This window comes from Paenibacillus sp. FSL H7-0756, assembly GCF_038006765.1.
GTDB lineage: Bacteria > Bacillota > Bacilli > Paenibacillales > Paenibacillaceae > Paenibacillus_AQ.
On the sequence record NZ_JBBOVT010000001.1, the window covers coordinates 323,802 to 340,285 of the forward strand.

Below are 16,484 nucleotides of genomic sequence, written 5' to 3' on the forward strand. Positions count from 1 at the left end.
TTCTTCAAATAGCACAACAAATCCCCGGATACCGGCAGTCTTGAGATCTGCCGGTATCCGGGGAGAATGATCCTTGCTGTTCAGGCCGTAATTCCGAACCGTCCCGGCGGCTTATCCTCCGGCAGCCCGAACAGATAGCCTTGTCCCAGATCCATACCCAGATCACGGCAGACCAGGAATTCCTCCCGGCGTTCAATGCCTTCGGCCAGCAGGCTTGCACCGAATTCTCCGGCCCTGGAGATAATCTCCCTAAGCATCCGCTGCTTCCCTTCATCCCGGTCACAGAAGCTGATCAGACTGCGGTCCACCTTGACATAATCCGGCTGGAGGCTGGACATCAGTTCAATGGTCGAATAGCCCGCGCCCACATCATCCAGCGCAACCCGCATCCCCTGCTGGCGGTATTCGGCGAAGATGGCGCGCAGATGCGGAATATCGCTGATCTGCTCTGTCTCCACAACTTCAAATACATAATCCTCCGGGTTCTGGTCCAGCCTCCGGATCGCCTCGAAGGTATGAGTCAGACAATACTTGGGATTATAAATAGAAGAGGGCAGGAAGTTAATGAACCGCTTGATGCCCTTGGGCAGCAGCTTACTGCCGGTCTCTATCGCCGAGATCCGGGCTGCCCGGTCCAGGAAGGAGTGAAACCCTGTCCGCCGGGCAATCTCAAACAGCTCATAGGGCTGAAAATAACTGCCCTGGGGCAGCGGGCGCAGCAGAAATTCAAAGCCGACAATCTCCTCGCTGAAATTCACAATCGGCTGCATGTGGCTGCAAAAATCATGACTCATAATGATGGACACCAGATTCTCATTAGCAAAGCGGACCTTCAGCTGCTCGAAGGTCAGCCACCGCTCCGGGGCCGCAGGGGAACCTTTGCTCTTAACGCATACCGCTAAGGAATCCGCTATGTCCTTAGCCGCCACCAGCAGTTCTATAAGCTTCAACAGCTCTTCCTTACGATGATATGGAATGATACAGGTCTTGCTTGTCTGATATATTTCATAACCGGCATTTCGGATGGCAGCAGCCAGCGGATCTGAGCAAGGGCGGAGCTTCAGCTCCCCTTGATCCTCTATCGGGTCGATGTCAGCACAGTCAACACAGTTTATGGCAATCCCCTCCGCCTCATGATGTCGATAACCTGAGGTCATTATAGCATGATTCCTCTGCCACAATCAGGAGAGAAGCAGCAGAAAGGGCCTCCTATGGACCATGAAGTCCCTAAGAGGCCCGGGTCGCCGGACTATATTGTACGTAGGCTTAGGCGGAACTCATCCGCTACCGGTAACGCCACCTTTTGCCGGAGACAGCTACTTAAGATTGCCATACCCCATGCTCGCCGTTCTTGCCCATATATTCAATCCGTGAAGGTGACAGCTCAAGAATGACATAATCAGGATCATCCGGCCCCTTAAACCATTTCTCCAGGGACTCATTCCATACCTTAGAGCGCAAGCTGTCGTCCTTCGTTACAGCAACCGTGGCTTCAATCTCCAGTACATCCTTGCCGCCGCCCTGTTCATAGCCGAGCAGCAGAGCAGCATTCGGATTATCCTGAAGCTCTTCTACCTTATGAGTCTTGCGGTTAGTTGCCAGATAGATGGACAGCCCGTCATGAAATACTGCCATGTAACGCACCTTAGGCTTGTTACCGGCTTCAATCGTGCCGAAGGAACCGAACCTGTTGTCGTCCAGCACCTGTATGATTGTTTTCTCCAGCTCTTTGTTGTCCATTAACGTCACAGCTCCCTTCAAATTCATGTGAATATAAGTTTATATATTCACGTCCGCGGTTTGGATTTATGATTAACCTGTGCCTAATATAGTGTACCCTTCCCGTTCATTCTGAATCCTGCCATCTGCTCATAAATTGATTCATAAGGAGTCTTATCCTTGAAAAAACTAATCTGGATCGGCTGTCTCTCCTATTTCGTAATCGGCCTCGCCCATGTCGTCCTGGGCTCCATTCTGCCAGTGCTGCTCCAGCATTATGACCGCAGCTACAGTGCAGGGGGCGAGCTGATCTTCAGCCAATTCGCGGGCTTCCTGGCCGGCGTACTGGTCTCGCCGCTGCTGAACCGGCGGTTCGGCAAGCGCGGCGGCATTATGATTGCCACCGGCCTGCTGCTGTGCGCCGAGATTGCTTATGCCTTCCTCCCGCCCTGGGGCTGGATGTACGTCATTGCCGTAGCCGCAGGGTTCGGCTTCGGGATGATCGAAGCCGTCATCGGCACGATTATTATAGCCGCAGTCACCGAAGGAACAGCGGTTGCCATGAGCCGGCTGGAGGTGCTGTTCGGTGTCGGGGCGCTGCTCATGCCGCTGGCGGCCAGTCCGCTGATTGCCGCAGGGCAGTGGAGGCTGGCCTTCCTGATCGTTGCCGCCTTCTCCCTCCTCTCGCTGCTCTTCTGGGCGAAGAGCAGATTCGGCCCGCTGGACAGCGCGCTGGATGAGCGGCCCCCCCGCCCTAACCGCGCTGCGGCAACAGGAACCGCCAGAAGATTGTCCTTGCCCTACAAGGGCAAGCAGTGGGTCGTGCTTGGCTTGTTCATTCTGTTCTTCTTTCTCTATGTAGGCACTGAGATGAGTCTGGTGAACTTCATGCCGGCGATCTTCATTGCCAAGCTGGGCATGAGCGAAGCTTCGGCAGCGCTCACAGTCACCTTCTTCTGGCTCGCCATGTCAGCGGGCAGACTGTTCGCCGGTGTTATCGCCGAGCGGATTTCCTACCGCATCTATGTGCTCGTCAGCTGCTTTGCCGCTTTGCTGCTGCTTATCATTTTCCCGTACGCCGGTCACCGGCTTGCCGCCTTTGCGATCATTCTGCTGCTTGGCCTGTTCATGTCCGGCATCTTCTCGATCGCACTGGTCTTCTCCAGCAAGCTCCTGCCCGGCGCAGAAGAATCGACGCCCAGCATTATGATCGCCTCCGGCGGAATTGGCGGCGCGGTGCTGCCGCTGCTGACCGGCTGGTCCATGGATCATCTGCAGATCGCCCAGACCTCGGGACTTTTGGCCGCTTTTGCCGCCTTATTATTTCTGTTAAGTGTGACCGCCTGGAGAATCGGGTAATTGGAACTGACAAGGTTCATATTCTGCGAATAAGGATGGAATTCATATATGGCTGAACTGCTGGCTGAACTGCAATCCGAGCCCACTCTGCATACCGCCTTGCTGCAATTCATTTTCCCCTTCTCGATCAAGCCTGGGCAGGATAAAGAGCTGATAGCAAGTCTGCAGAAGGACGGGTTTACGCGTTTTTTTCTCGACAACAAGGAACTGGAGAATGCCTATTACGGAGAAGGCTACTGCGTGTCCCATGAGAAAATGGAGCGCAGCTATCTGCCGTTTGCCGCTCATGTGCTGTTTCCGCGTGAGAAGGACAGCGATTCCTTCCGCCGCTTTTCCCGGGTAAACGATCTGCAGTGCCGGCTGGAAATGCTCTTCCAGTCTGTTGATTTCCGGATTCTGTCCACCGATGTGTTCCTCTGTCCGTTTGAGCTGGGCTTTCTGACTATAAGAGTGGCTATCGAGGAGGAGAACCTTCCCTTCAGCACCGTGCTGGAATTCGCCGACCGGTTCCGTACATTGGAGGATGTGTGTCATCAGGATAAACATACCTTTATCCATTGTCAGGAGAAGTCCTTCGGCCGGGTGGAGGATTTCGTGTTCAAGAATCTCGTCTCCGGCCTAGAGCCGTTTCTCGACCCGGCCGAAATTGATGGCGCGTATTTCGAGACCCTGCCCTTTTTCGTAGATGAACGGATGCTGGTGCAGGCCTTCTATGGCTTCAACCGTGAGGAAAACCTGGATGAGATCAGTGTCAGGCTGCGCTACCGTGCCTCCCAGCTGGATGGGCTGAATCTGGAGGGCAGGCCTTTTACCAGCGCGAGTGATCCTGAGTATATCGAGCAGTACACCCGTGAGCATTGCTATAACCGCTGGGGGCCGGACACCTATTATATGACGAACGAGCAGACCTTCTGCTGCCTGAGCCGGGCGAAGCCCGATATTGCCACGGAGCTGGCCAACCAGATGTACGGAGAGTATTATTATGGGCTGCTGCTGAGTATATTTCATAAAATCGTACTGCTGAAGCTCGCCAATCTGCATTCCCGGCTGCGCATCAACCACGATTACGACGAGATCGAGAATCTGATCTTTCTGATCAACAAATTCTCGGCCAAATTCTACTTCCTGGAGCTGATTTCGCAGTCGCAGGGGCGGGAGATTTTTTTTCAGCTGCGTAAGGTGTATGGCAATGATGCCCTGTTCGATGAGGTGAAAATGACCCTGAATGACCTGTTCCAGTATCAGGACAAATTCCAGGCCAAACGGCGGGATACGCTCCTGATGGTGCTCACCGTGTTTACGGTCATCAGCGGGATTTACGGGATGAATCAGGTGATCGAGGATCTGAAGGGACAGATCGACTGGAGCAAAATGCTGGAGTACTCCGCGTTCGAGTATCTGGCTCTGTTCCTGACCTTCTCCGGGATCACCGTCAGTGTCGGCTTAACGCTGAGAGAGATCTGGAACGGCATCCGCAGCCGCCGCAAGAAGCGGCATTATACGAGGGATTAAGACACATCCGAATAGATAAACAAAAAAACAGCGATGCTTCCGCCAGGGGAGTATCGCTGTTTTTTGGTACGCATTCAGAGATCTTGTGAGTGATTTGTCTGCCATCAAGCGTAGTAACCAGTAGTTAGACATAATCAGCACTAGCTTCCACCTGAGGGATGGGAAGAATTACCGGAGGTTCATATGACACCTAAAGACTATGACAGCCTCTCCTGGCCCGGCAGGTTCAGCAGAGGAGATAAGCAGGCACTTGCCGATGCTATGGATTACTATGGAACGGATGTGCTTAGGCTGGTCAAGCGCATTCTGGGCGGCTGCGGGCGGGCAGAGGATGCTGAGGAATGTGTCAGTGATGTATTCTTAGCTGCCTGGAACAACATCGGACAGTACGATCCTGATCGGGCCTCATTCCGCACATGGATTCTAATCCTTGCCAAATATAAGGCGCTGAATCTGCGGCGTAAATTACAGCCCGGGCTTGATCAGACGATGGGCGAGGCAGCCATCCCCGTCCGGAGCAGCAGCAACACCGAGCAGGAAATTCTGCGGCGTGAGGCAGCGGAAGAACTGCTGCACCATATCAAGCAGCTTCAGGAGCCGGACCGCAGCCTGTTTCTGCGCCGGTATTATCTCTATGAGAGTCTGGATGAACTGGCTGAGGCTTTTGACTTAACGAAAAAAGCTGTAGAGAACCGGCTGTACCGGTGCCGAACCATTCTGAAGCAAACTCTGCAGCAGACTAAACCAAACAGAGAGGAGGACTTAGGCCATGAAGAAAGAGTTGACCACCGGTGAGCAGGAGCTGTTCGATCAGCTCGATGCGCTGGAGTTCAGTGAAGCGGAGCTGGCCTTGAACACGCTGACCGCCGAGCCTCAATCAGCCGCTCCATCGGAAGAGGAGCTTGAAGCCATAAGCAGAATCAAAGTGCGCACCTTGTCCCGGACCGGGACCGCTCCTGACGTACAGCGCCGCTTGCCTTCCGTCCGCAGAAGCCGCCGGCAGGCTTATACCGGAGTTGCCGCAGCCCTTCTGCTTGGCGCAGGGCTGGTGTTCACTTCGCCCAGCGTCCAGGCGGGCCTGAAGCAAGTGTTCAGCTTCTTGCCCGGCCTTCACACCGTAGTGGAGAATAGTCCCGACAGCCCGTTATATGTGCTGAAGAAGCCTTTCACCGCTGCTGTAGGTCGGGGTGAACTGACTGTCAACGCTATCCTTGTGCAAGAGAACCGCGCAACCATTAATCTTCGGGGGCAGAAGACTCGCATTATTAATGAATTTCAGGCAGACATCGGAGGAACCCGCTATACCTTCATGTTCAATTCGCGAACTTCCTCTGGAGGTCTCGACTGGGATGCAAGCTACAGCGCTCTTCTTCCCCATGATCTCACTTTACAGGCTGAAGAAGCGGTAACCTTATACATTAATAGCACGGTCATTGGACCGCTTGTCCTGGGGCCGCCGCAGACCGCCGATGACCTGCAGCAGCTCGGGGTCAGCGATGTCCAGCAGGATGTGCGGATTTCCGCTTTTCCGGTACGGCTGGGTGATGGGCTTGTCCGTGTTGAACTGGTCCCGGCTCTTCAGAAAACCGCATCCGCTGCATCTTCTTATACACTAGAGCCGCTAATGCCCTGGAATGGCACCTATGTCGAGAATGCAGCAGGAGTAAAAGTCTCTACCGAGCACTCTCCATCCTCTATAGGCTACTATTCTGAGCTCTTGTTCCGTGAACAGAAGGAAGCCGGAGGACATCCTTATACAGTCGTCATCCCTTACATCGAGGTATCCGATCAGGAAGCCGTCTCCCAGAAAGTTACCCTGCCGCTGCCCGCTATCGGAGAGAGCAGAACGCTGGATATTACTGCTGAGATCGCCGGATATCCGGTAGACTTCACCCGCATCACCCGCAGCAGTGAGACAGAGGTCAATGTAGATATAGACTTGAAATTTAACCCGGCGGGGGCAAAGTCACTTACCCATTTCTCTGTCAGCTATCCGGGCTCTAAGGAGCCTTATTCCTTTGGGTGGGAGGAGAGTGAAGGCACACCGCGTGTCATGAAGACTCTTAACCTGATTACAGAGCCGGGCGCGGATAAGCTGCGTTTTATACTTTCGAAGCCCATTTTTATATGGAAAGGTCCCTGGACTCTGCCGCTCAAACTGGAGGATTAAGACAGAGAGGGTGGACAACGGCGGGGCTGCCGTCTATAATACACCGTAAGAACATAGCAATACCTGTGAACTTTATAGAACCAGGGGTGCTGGAATTGGCCGGCTGAGATTGTATCCCACAAGATACTGACCCTTATACCTGATCTGGATAATGCCAGCGTAGGAATCTTCATTCGGCACAGTGCCTTAAGCGGTACTGCAGCTGAAGTCCCCTCACGCAAGTCACTGGCGTCCCGATCATCGGGACGCTTTTTTGATTCTAAGGATGTACAGGAATAAGGTTTCTGTAAGCTCTGAAGACCAGGGGTTGCTGGAAGGAGAGAGAAAGAGAAATGGGAGTCAAAAAAACAGTCACACTACTGCTCAGCTCCATGCTGCTGCTCACCGTAGCGGGCTGTGGCGGAGGGAACAACAGCGGCAATGCGGGGGCCAGCGCACCTGCTGCCGGGAACAGCACGGCTGCACCTGATGCAACCGCAGCCGCACCCACGGATGCACCTAAGGCTCTGACCCCGGTCAAGATTGCCCTGGACTGGACACCGAACACGAATCATACCGGCCTGTATGCTGCCAAGGAGTTGGGCTATTACGCGGAGGAAGGTCTTGATGTGCAGATTGTACAGCCTGGCGCTGCCGGGTCCGATACGATGGTCACTTCCGGCGAAGCTCAGTTCGGCATAAGTGCCCAGGAAGCCCTAACCCTGGCCCGGCTGCAGGATGTGCCGCTGGTGTCGATTGCTGCAATCATTCAGCATAATACCTCCGGTTTCGCGGCTCCGAAGGACCGCAATATTAAGACGCCGAAGGATTTCGAAGGCAAAACCTACGGAGGCTGGGGCTCCCCTGCGGAGCAGGCTGCCATGAAAGCCATCATGGACCCCGAAGGCGGGGATGTCTCCAAGGTGAAGCTGGTGAATATCGGCGAAGCGGACTTTTTCACAGCCGTGAAGCGGGATATTGACTTTGCCTGGATCTTCTATGCGTGGACCGGGGTAGAGGCCGAGCTGCGCGGCGAGCCGCTGGATATGCTGTATCTGAAGGATTACGCTCCGCAGCTGGATTACTACACCCCGGTGCTAACCACTAGCGAGAAGGAAATCGCCCAGCACCCTGAAGTGGTGAAGGCCTTCCTTAAGGCTACGTCCAAGGGATATCAGTACGCGATCGATAACCCGGAAGAAGCCGCGACGGTCTTGTCCGATGCTGTACCTGATCTGGACCCCAAGCTGGTGCTGGCCAGCCAGAAATGGCTTAGCCCGAAATACAAGGACGACGCCCCGCGCTGGGGCGAGCAGAAGCTTGAAATCTGGAAGAATTACGCCGACTGGATGTACGGCCTGAAGCTGCTGGATAAGCCGCTGGATGCGGAGAGCACGTTTACGAATGAATTTTTGCCGGAATCATAATCAACCCGCATAGCGGGAATCTTATACTTAACTTGAGAGGAAGGATTCATCATGGCTAATACATTGCTCAGCATTCAGGTCATTCCCAAGACACCGAACAACGAGGATTCTATCCCTTATGTGGACAAGGCCATTGAGGTCATTCAGAAATCAGGCGTGAAGCATCAGGTGAATCCGCTGGAGACCACGATGGAAGGCGAGCTGTCCGAGCTGCTGGATATTGTGCGTGACATGCATGAGGCGCTGATCGCCTCCGGCAGCCCGAGTGTCATCTCACAGATCAAGATCGCCCATAATCCGGGCGGCATCAGCATGGATAAGCTGACCGAGAAATACCGGCCGTGAGAAGCACCTGGAAGCTAGTGTGGCCGCCCTTTGTGGCGGTCCTCTTTTTTGTCGGGATATGGCAGTTATCGGTTATGCTGTTCGACATCCCAGCCTACCAGCTGCCCAGCCCCGCAGATATCGCGCGTGAGTCGAAGAACAATGCCTCCGGGATCTGGGAGCACACCGCCGCCACGCTGCGGCTGACCCTGATCGGCTTCCCGGTCGGCACAGGCATCGGCCTGCTCACCGCCTTGCTGCTGCATCTGCTGCCCTGGGTCAAGCGGGCGATCTATCCGCTGCTGATCCTCAGCCAAAATGTGCCCTCCATTGCGCTGGCCCCGCTGCTGATTATCTGGTTCGGGTTCGGCCTGCTGCCCAAAATCATCCTGATCACCCTCGTCTGCTTCTTCCCTGTAGCTGTTGCAGCCATGGGCGGGCTGGCCCAAAGCGACCGGGTGATGATGAATTATATGAAGATGGCCGGTGCGGGCAAGTGGCAGATCTTCACCCGGCTGGAGCTTCCCGGCTCCCTGCCCTCCCTGTTCTCCGGGCTCAAAATATCCGCCACCTATGCGGTGATGGGTGCAGTGGTGGCCGAATGGATCGGCGCCGACAAAGGAATCGGCTACTATATGCTGCTGCAAAAGTCCTCTTACCGTGCGGACCGGATGTTCGTGGCCATCGCCATCATCGTGCTGCTGAGTCTCGTATTATTCGCGCTCATTGCCCTGCTGGAGAGATGGCTGGTGCGCTGGAAGCCGCGTAAGGATGCCTAATGTGTACAGAAGGATCATCCACAACAGAAGTAACCATAATGAACTGAAGGAGGCTGGGCGAAGTGTCTGAGCTTACGAGGATTGAACTGGAGAAGGCGGACGGAGACGGACGCCTGCGCACTCAGAGTGTGCCGCCTGCGCTGGAAGTCAGCGGCATCTCCAAATCGTTCACGCACCGCCGCCGGGAGACGCAGGTGCTGAATCAGGTGTCCCTGACTGTGGAGCCGCAGGAATTTGTCTCCATTGTCGGCCCGTCCGGCTGCGGCAAAAGCACGCTGTTCCATATTATCGGCGGCCTTACGCTGCCCGATACCGGAACCGTCCGCATGAACGGCATCCCGGTGACCGGGCAGCGCGGCAAGATCAGCTATATGCCGCAGCAGCCCGCGCTGTTCCCGTGGCGCAGCACGCTCGACAACGTCCTGCTTGGCGCCGAGCTGCAAGGCGCCCCGCCGCGGGAGGCCCGCGAGGCAGCGCGCCACTGGCTGGCGAAGATCGGCCTCGGCGGCTTCGAGCGGGCCTACCCGCACATGCTGTCCGGCGGCATGCAGCAGCGGGCCGCCTTCCTGCGGGCCATGCTCGCGCCGCAGGAGCTGATGCTGCTCGATGAGCCGTTCAGCGCACTCGACGCGCTGACCCGCGAGCAGATGCAGCGCTGGCTGCTGGAGCTGTGGGAGGAGAACCGCCGCTCCGTGCTGTTCATTACCCATAACATCGAGGAGGCGCTGCTGCTCTCCACCCGCATCTACGTTTTCTCCGGACGGCCCGGCTCCGTCCTCCATACCGTGGAGGTCCCCTTCCCGCGTCCGCGCCGCGAAGAGATCGCCGATTCGCCGGAGTTCCTGCGGATGCGGCGCCAGCTCTCCCAGTGGATGCGCGAGGAGCAGGCGAAGAGCCAGACATAAGGAGCAAGCTGCTGCTAAGGTGAAATTGCAGGAACGATCGGGCTCCTCGCTGTGCCTAACAACAACCTTCGTGACTCGGCACTGCCTTGTCAGTAGCGGTATAACTCATCCTGATTGTATTTACTGCAATAGAATCTGCTATATTCCATTCAAAATTCACTTCTGCTGTATTTCGTACAGCAGATTTTTGTTTATTTGCCGCAAAGCACCACTTTCGCAGATTTCTGCTGTACAGAGTACAACAGAATCGGTTTTGCTGCGGATTCGGGGGACATCTGTTGTATAAATTACAATTGAGCTAACCATTCCATCCATAGCTGTATTACGTGCGATTAAAAGCAGCCAAAAACATAGTTTGTCTTCTATAGCTGCAATTGGTACAACTAAGTTAGCCCCAAATGGATGAAATCCAGGATAAACAGTTAGTTTAATTGCACCAAATACAGCTATATAGAGATTCGGCGGTACATCAGATGATTTAGTTGTACAGAGTACCCCAGGCTGTCTTACATCCAGCCCTTCTCCTCCGCCAGCCGCACGGCTTCAATCCGGGTCTTGACCGCAAGCTTGCTGAGGATCTCCGAGATGTAGTTGCGGACGGTGCCGTAGGAGAGGTGGAGCGCCGCGGCGATCTCACCGGCGCTGCGGCCCGCGGCGGCAAGCTTCAGAATCTCACGCTCCCGGTCCGAGAGCGGATTCTCTTCGCGCAGGCTGCCGAACACCAGCTCAGGCGAGACCTCGCGCCCCCCGGCCATCACACGGCGGATGGCATCGGCCAGCTTATCCACCGGCTCATCCTTCAGCAAATACCCCTGAATTCCGGCCTTTACTCCGCGCTCGAAATAACCAGGGCGGGCGAAGGTGGTCAGGATAATGATTTTGGTACGGCAGCCCCGCGATTTCAGTATCTCTGCCACCTCCAGGCCGCTCATCAGCGGCATTTCAATATCCATCAGGCATACATCCGGCTGGACACGTTCGATCAGGGCCAGCGCCTCCGCCCCGTCCCCGGCTTCGCCCGCCACCTCAATATCATCCTCCAGATCGAGCAGCGATGCCATCGCGCCGCGCAGCAGCCGCTGATCCTCGGCAATTATGATCCTGATCATGCTGTTTCCCCATCCTTTCCATCCTTCACTACTCTTGGTGTAACCACCGTTAGCCGGCTTCCCCCGCCGGGTCCCGGAGCCAGCGTCAGCGAGCCGTCAATCAGGGCCAGCCGCTCGCCCATCCCCTTCATGCCGTTGCCGTCCCGGCGCTCCGCCCCCCCTGAACCGCTCGCTTCTACCCCTATGCCGTTATCCTCCAGCGTAATCTGTACCTCGCCGGGTGTCATTACGATGCTAATCCGGCATTGGTCCGCACGGCTATGCTTAACGATGTTGGTAATCCCCTCCTTGATACAGAGGCTGAGAATACTCTGCGTCAGATCGGATACACCCGGCAGCGCTGCATCTCCCTCTACCTCAAGCGCGATCTCCGCGCTGCGCAGCATCTCCGCCGCCTCAGCCAGCTCTTCGGCAACTGAGACTGCACGCATCTCAGAGACCAGCTCCCGCACCTGGCGCAGCGCGGCCCGCGAGGTCCGCTGGATCTCACGGGCTTCCGCCTGCGCCCGCTCGGGATTCTTCACCACCATTTTCTCAACAAGCTGGCTCTTCAAGGTAATAAGCGACAGGGTATGCCCCATCGTGTCATGCAGATCACGGGCGATGCGCATCCGTTCCTCGCGCTTGATCATTTCCTTGATCTGCTCGTTAGCCTGGTCCAGCTCCTTCTCCAGCACCCGCCGCCGGTTAATGGAGCGGATGCCGAAGGGCGTGATCAGCATCATTATCGCAAATGGCAGCATGAAAAGGATATCCGGGCCATACACCTGCGGCAGGTAGAACAGGCCCAGTCCGGCCAGCACAGCGGTGAACACTGCAAGAGCCCGTCTGAATTGGCTCGTATCAGTATACCAGCCAATAAAGTTACTGGAGAAGAAGCCCATATACATGTTGTAGGGGCTATAGACTACGGTTAGCACGACAATAATCAGCAGCTGCACTCCCATCCAGGCCGTGTACGTTCTACCCTCCGTCCAGTAGAGCTGACGGTACGTCACCAGGAACAGCAGGACCAGCCCATAACCCGCCATCAGCTTGACCCCGCTATACCCCTGAAGGTTAAGAATCGGGAACACCAGATAGATCAGCCAGATATAGGGGAAGAAGCCGAATTTTTGCGGAAAGAACCGGAACTGCTTACTAGCCATTGTACATTACACCGCTTCCTGTTTTCGCCTTATATAGACCGATAATAACATAAATACGGCCAGGTAACCGAGCAGCAGCAGCACAGCCTTCCACGACGGGGAACCTCCCGCTACAATCGCCCAGGCTCCACCTCCATAATTGTAGGACGGCAGCCAGTGCCCGATCTTCTGCATCAGCTTAGGCATAATGTCGAGAGGCATCCACATGCCCCCGGCCACCGCCAGCCCCATATAGAGCACATTGCTCACCCCGCTCGCCGTATCCACCCGCTTCATGGACCCGATAATCGTACCCAGCGCGAGAAAAGGCAGCGAGCCCGCAAGCAGCCACAGGCCACTAAGCAGCCACTGCGCTGCTGTCAGCGACACCCCGTTGATCAGATACCCGGCTGCGAAAATACACAGGATCGAGAACAGATGCATGACGCTCTGACCGAACATTTTGCCGAAAAAATATACCGAGGACGGCAGCGGAGTAATGCGGATAAACGTATTCCAGCCCTGCGTCTGCTCCTGCACCAGCCGGATGCCGAGGGTCATAATCGCCGAGCCCATCACGCTGAAGGCCGCCATCGACATCAGATAATGCGCCTGCCACTGCTTCGTATCGTCCGTCCCCGTATTCACCACCCGGGTGAAAATGAAGTAGAACATAATCGGCATGAGCAGCGACCAGAATACATAATAGGGATTGCGGATAATCCGCAGCAGCTCTGCCTTGCACTGGGCCATCATTGGTTTCATCATACTGCCGCCTCCTCTTGATTCAGGGTCAATTGCTCGAACGCTTCATCCAGCTTCCCCTGGTCGATCCGTACATCCTGCACAGCCAGTCCGTTCACGAAAATAGCGCGCAGCGCCTCATCCGTATTCTCTGTCGTCACATGCAGGCGTCCATCCTTCTCGTAGCAGCCTTCCACGGCTGGCAGCTCCAGCAATTGACTGCGCAGCAGCGCCGGGTCGCCGGACGCCAGGAAGGACAGCGACTTCTTAACCAGTCTCGCCTTAATCTCGTCCGGGCTTCCGTCCGCCGCCAGCATTCCCCGGTTGAACAGCAGAATCCGGTCCGCGATATCCTCCGCCTCCTGCAAATAATGGGTGGTGAACAGGATCGTCTTGCCCTGGTCGGCCAGTCCCCGCACCCTCTCCCAGAAATGCCGCCGGGCTGTCGTATCCAGCCCCACCGTCGGCTCGTCAAAAAACAGCAGATCCGGGTTGCCCGCCAGCGCCAGCGCGAAGCTGAGACTGCGCTTCTGTCCGCCGGAAAGCTTCTCCGCATAGCGGTTCAGATCCGCCGGCCCCAGCCCCGTCGCCTGAAGCAGCACCTCCATCTCCATAGGCTGCGGATAATAGCTGCGGATCAGGGCCAGAATCTCCCGGACCTTCAGCCGGTCCATGACGCTGACCTCCTGGAGCATGGCTCCGGTCCGCTGCTTCACTCTGACATCTGCCGGCTTAAGACCGAACACCTTCACGCTGCCCTCCGAAGGCTCAAGCAGGCCCAGAAGCATCGCCAGTGTAGTGGTTTTGCCGGCTCCATTAGGGCCAAGCACCGCTGTGATCGAGCCGCGGCTAATCGTGAAGCTTACCTGCTTCACCGCTTGCTTCTCCTGGAAGCTGCGGCTGACATTGTTCATTTCAATGACATGTTCCATCGTGTATCCCTCCGTGTCCTTCTGCCCTGTTGGCTATATTGCTATAGTACCGGAGACCGGAGAGAAGCATCAGTATGGACTGTCACCGATTCAAAGTGACAACTGTCACCCGGCAACAAGTGGAAACGGCTTTATCGTCCTTTTAAGGACAGTACCGTTTCAGCGAGAAATAGAAGGATAATTTATCATGTGAAACATATAAGTTTATATTTAAATAAGGCGCTCCTGTCCACGATTTCGATATCGTAGCAGGAGCGCCTCCGTGTGCATATTACTCAAACCTCAATTGCCCAATCGCCTGTTCCAGCATGTCGTTCAGCGTCTGTCCTCCGGGAGGTGTACTTACCCAATGGAAAACCGCTGTGCGTATCGCTGCCATAAGCAGCGCGGCCAATAAGTCCGGATACAGGTCGAGCTTCACATCCTTATGTGTACGTTCCGCAATCACCTTGGCCAGCTCCCGCTCAATCTCGATCTCCACCTTGCGTGTGGCGCCGAACAATGCCGGATCATCACGAAGGAGGACGACGCGGGCATACCACTGCCGGTCCGTTGTCTCGGCGAATCCGTCAAGCACAGCAGCCCGGATCGAGTCTTGCAGCGGTTCCCCGGACGGACGGCTGGCAAGGGTAGCCGCTATCCGCTCGGAACGCTGGTACGCATTGCCGACAATCGCAGCCTCTTTGGACGCAAAATAGTTATTGAACGTCCGCATGGAGACATTCGCAGCTGCGGCAATATCCTCCACCCGGACCTGGCTGGCCCCTTTCTCCATGGCAAGTCTGCAGGCTACATCGCTCAGCGTCCGCCTGGTCTCTTCTTTTTTGCGTTCTCTCAAGCCCTGTTTTTCATTCGTCATGTCACTCAATTGCTCCAATCCTTATATGTAGTCAAAGATCTGCGGTGCTGAAAGGGCAGCACCGCAGATCCGGCCCTAATCCTGCGGAATGGCTTACTGCGCCGGTTGTAGCTGAATGTTATAATCCAGTACCTCATCCAGCCAGTCAAACATTACCTGGTAGCTGAGCGGCAGATTGTTCAGCTGGCAATGCAGGTCGGCACCATCCTCCTCCGTCCCCTTGAAGATCGCATTCTTCTTGTTCGGAGCCTTCTCGTAAGTGTCGATCGCTTGCCGCTGCATCTCGGGATGCTCCGCTTCCGAATACATGGAGAGCAGGGGACACTTGACGTCTTTAGGATCAACCTCCATCACTTCTCCGGCTGAACCATGCCACCCGGCAATGCTGTCCAAGCCATGGGACCAGGCTAATCCGGCGAACAGGACCTGGCCGGTGTACGGCATCTTCTTGCTCTGCTCAGCAGCTTCTTCTGAGGTTCCCCTCAGGAACGAAGGCATCCCGCGTTCAATGAAGGTGGCCATAGAATATACAGGCGAGTTGGGAACTGCCGCTGCGAAGCGGTCATCACAGCTTGCATGAACCATTGTCTTGGCCCCGCCATAGCTCATGCCGCTGACGACCAGCCGCTCAGGGTCCACATCCGGACGGGCCAGAACGAAATCCGTGGTGGCTCTGTAGACATTATACAGCTCTTCGCGCGGGAAGTTCTTGGCCGTTGCCTCAGGCTCGTAGAACCGGACACATACATCATAAGGAAGGTCTACGATCAGCGCGTTATATCCGCGGTCAATGGCCGCTTGCCCGCCGAGAAAATAGGTATCTTCCTTGTGTGTCTCCCCGCCGTTATGAAAGATAATCGTTGGCTTAGGCGCATTACCGTGCGCCGCCTTCAGGAAGCACCCCGGGAACTTATACCCCTTGTACTCCACCTCGACCCACTCATGGGGAATCTGCTCAGACTTCGCATCAAGCGCCTTGCGGAAGCATTCCACACTTTTGCCGTGATACCGCGCGAAATCCGGTTCACCGGGAAAAGCTCCATAGAAGGCTGCCCGGTAATACGAGTGGGCACGGATAAATGCCTCGCTGGCACTGATCAGATGTCCCTTCTTCAGGCAGTTCTCTGCCGTTGCCTCGATTTTAACGGCTTCGTTCTCGAATTCAGTCTTCCAGCTGGCCAAAGAGTTCGGATCGATGTTCCGTGCAAGCTTAAATACTTCACCCTGCGACACACCGCCGCAGTGTACGAACGACAGCAGCCACTGGAACGTGAACTCAATGTCATCCCGCTCGAAGAATACCTTATGCGTTAATCGTGCAGCCACCTTTGTCTCTTGCCCGTCTACCTGTACCATACCATTCTCCTCCTTCTCGAATCTATCGTTTCAAGATCATCCACAGCAGACACAGCCGCGAAGCGGAGAGGGAATTAGGCTACGGCGCGATTCCGGGCCCGGGTGTTGGCGTCCAGCGAAATCCAACCTCTAACCAGATTTTAGCACTTTCCATATTTTTTCGCAACACGCAATATTTCTTTA

The 16,484-nt window shown here is 55.6% G+C and carries 16 protein-coding genes and 1 riboswitch; of the genes, 8 read left to right on the forward strand and 8 right to left on the reverse strand.

Annotated features, from left to right (window positions below; translation table 11 throughout):
- Nucleotides 1–80: 80 nt before the first annotated feature.
- Together NST04_RS01415 and NST04_RS01420 are read right to left on the reverse strand one after the other, a co-directional pair.
- Nucleotides 81–1,157 (reverse strand): EAL domain-containing protein, encoded by a 1,077-nt coding sequence (locus NST04_RS01415; RefSeq protein ID WP_341182869.1) that lies wholly within the window; start codon nucleotides 1,155–1,157, stop codon nucleotides 81–83.
- Between the two features lie 163 nt (nucleotides 1,158–1,320).
- Nucleotides 1,321–1,740: a pyridoxamine 5'-phosphate oxidase family protein gene (locus NST04_RS01420; RefSeq protein WP_341182870.1), complete on the reverse strand. Its 420-nt coding sequence runs from the start codon at nucleotides 1,738–1,740 to the stop codon at nucleotides 1,321–1,323.
- A gap of 159 nt (nucleotides 1,741–1,899) precedes the next feature.
- Here NST04_RS01420 and NST04_RS01425 point away from each other — a divergent pair, with 159 nt between their 5' ends.
- From NST04_RS01425 to NST04_RS01460, 8 genes are all read left to right on the forward strand, one after another.
- The gene (locus NST04_RS01425) at nucleotides 1,900–3,078 is read left to right on the forward strand and encodes an MFS transporter (protein WP_341182871.1); all 1,179 of its coding nucleotides are present in this window, start codon (nucleotides 1,900–1,902) and stop codon (nucleotides 3,076–3,078) included.
- Nucleotides 3,079–3,126: 48 nt separating this feature from the next.
- Nucleotides 3,127–4,590, forward strand: coding sequence for a hypothetical protein (locus NST04_RS01430; RefSeq protein WP_341182872.1), 1,464 nt, complete (start codon nucleotides 3,127–3,129; stop codon nucleotides 4,588–4,590).
- Between the two features lie 183 nt (nucleotides 4,591–4,773).
- Nucleotides 4,774–5,385 carry a sigma-70 family RNA polymerase sigma factor gene (locus NST04_RS01435; RefSeq protein WP_341182873.1) on the forward strand — a complete coding sequence of 204 codons (612 nt, stop codon included), beginning with the start codon at nucleotides 4,774–4,776 and terminating at the stop codon, nucleotides 5,383–5,385.
- Nucleotides 5,360–6,760 carry a hypothetical protein gene (locus NST04_RS01440; protein WP_341182874.1) on the forward strand — a complete coding sequence of 467 codons (1,401 nt, stop codon included), beginning with the start codon at nucleotides 5,360–5,362 and terminating at the stop codon, nucleotides 6,758–6,760. The genes NST04_RS01435 and NST04_RS01440 overlap by 26 nt, the downstream gene beginning before the upstream one ends.
- A gap of 72 nt (nucleotides 6,761–6,832) precedes the next feature.
- Nucleotides 6,833–6,943: riboswitch (TPP riboswitch) on the forward strand.
- 149 nt (nucleotides 6,944–7,092) lie between these two features.
- Nucleotides 7,093–8,166, forward strand: a complete 1,074-nt coding sequence (locus NST04_RS01445; RefSeq protein ID WP_341182875.1) for an ABC transporter substrate-binding protein — start codon at nucleotides 7,093–7,095, stop codon at nucleotides 8,164–8,166.
- A gap of 51 nt (nucleotides 8,167–8,217) precedes the next feature.
- Entirely contained in the window at nucleotides 8,218–8,511 is a 294-nt protein-coding gene (locus tag NST04_RS01450; RefSeq protein ID WP_209994420.1) for a thiamine-binding protein, read from the forward strand.
- Complete coding sequence (locus tag NST04_RS01455; protein ID WP_340757471.1) at nucleotides 8,508–9,269, forward strand: ABC transporter permease; 762 nt, start codon at nucleotides 8,508–8,510, stop codon at nucleotides 9,267–9,269. Before NST04_RS01450 ends, NST04_RS01455 begins: the two co-directional genes overlap by 4 nt.
- An 80-nt stretch (nucleotides 9,270–9,349) precedes the next feature.
- Complete coding sequence (locus NST04_RS01460) at nucleotides 9,350–10,174, forward strand: ABC transporter ATP-binding protein (protein WP_341185156.1); 825 nt, start codon at nucleotides 9,350–9,352, stop codon at nucleotides 10,172–10,174.
- Nucleotides 10,175–10,680: 506 nt separating this feature from the next.
- On the opposite strand, the gene NST04_RS01465 is transcribed toward NST04_RS01460, so the two are convergent.
- The 6 genes from NST04_RS01465 to NST04_RS01490 all read right to left on the reverse strand — a co-directional run bounded on the left by NST04_RS01465 (nucleotide 10,681) and on the right by NST04_RS01490 (nucleotide 16,301).
- Nucleotides 10,681–11,283, reverse strand: a complete 603-nt coding sequence (locus NST04_RS01465; RefSeq protein ID WP_076160169.1) for a response regulator transcription factor — start codon at nucleotides 11,281–11,283, stop codon at nucleotides 10,681–10,683.
- Complete coding sequence (locus NST04_RS01470) at nucleotides 11,280–12,431, reverse strand: sensor histidine kinase (RefSeq protein ID WP_341182876.1); 1,152 nt, start codon at nucleotides 12,429–12,431, stop codon at nucleotides 11,280–11,282. The genes NST04_RS01465 and NST04_RS01470 overlap by 4 nt, the downstream gene beginning before the upstream one ends.
- A gap of 6 nt (nucleotides 12,432–12,437) precedes the next feature.
- On the reverse strand, nucleotides 12,438–13,175 hold the full coding sequence (locus NST04_RS01475) for an ABC transporter permease (protein WP_341185157.1): 738 nt from the start codon (nucleotides 13,173–13,175) through the stop codon (nucleotides 12,438–12,440).
- The gene (locus tag NST04_RS01480; RefSeq protein WP_341182877.1) at nucleotides 13,175–14,086 is read right to left on the reverse strand and encodes an ABC transporter ATP-binding protein; all 912 of its coding nucleotides are present in this window, start codon (nucleotides 14,084–14,086) and stop codon (nucleotides 13,175–13,177) included. The genes NST04_RS01475 and NST04_RS01480 overlap by 1 nt, the downstream gene beginning before the upstream one ends.
- A 271-nt stretch (nucleotides 14,087–14,357) precedes the next feature.
- Nucleotides 14,358–14,945, reverse strand: a complete 588-nt coding sequence (locus NST04_RS01485) for a TetR/AcrR family transcriptional regulator (protein WP_341182878.1) — start codon at nucleotides 14,943–14,945, stop codon at nucleotides 14,358–14,360.
- Between the two features lie 93 nt (nucleotides 14,946–15,038).
- On the reverse strand, nucleotides 15,039–16,301 hold the full coding sequence (locus NST04_RS01490) for an alpha/beta hydrolase family protein (protein WP_341182879.1): 1,263 nt from the start codon (nucleotides 16,299–16,301) through the stop codon (nucleotides 15,039–15,041).
- Nucleotides 16,302–16,484: the final 183 nt, after the last annotated feature.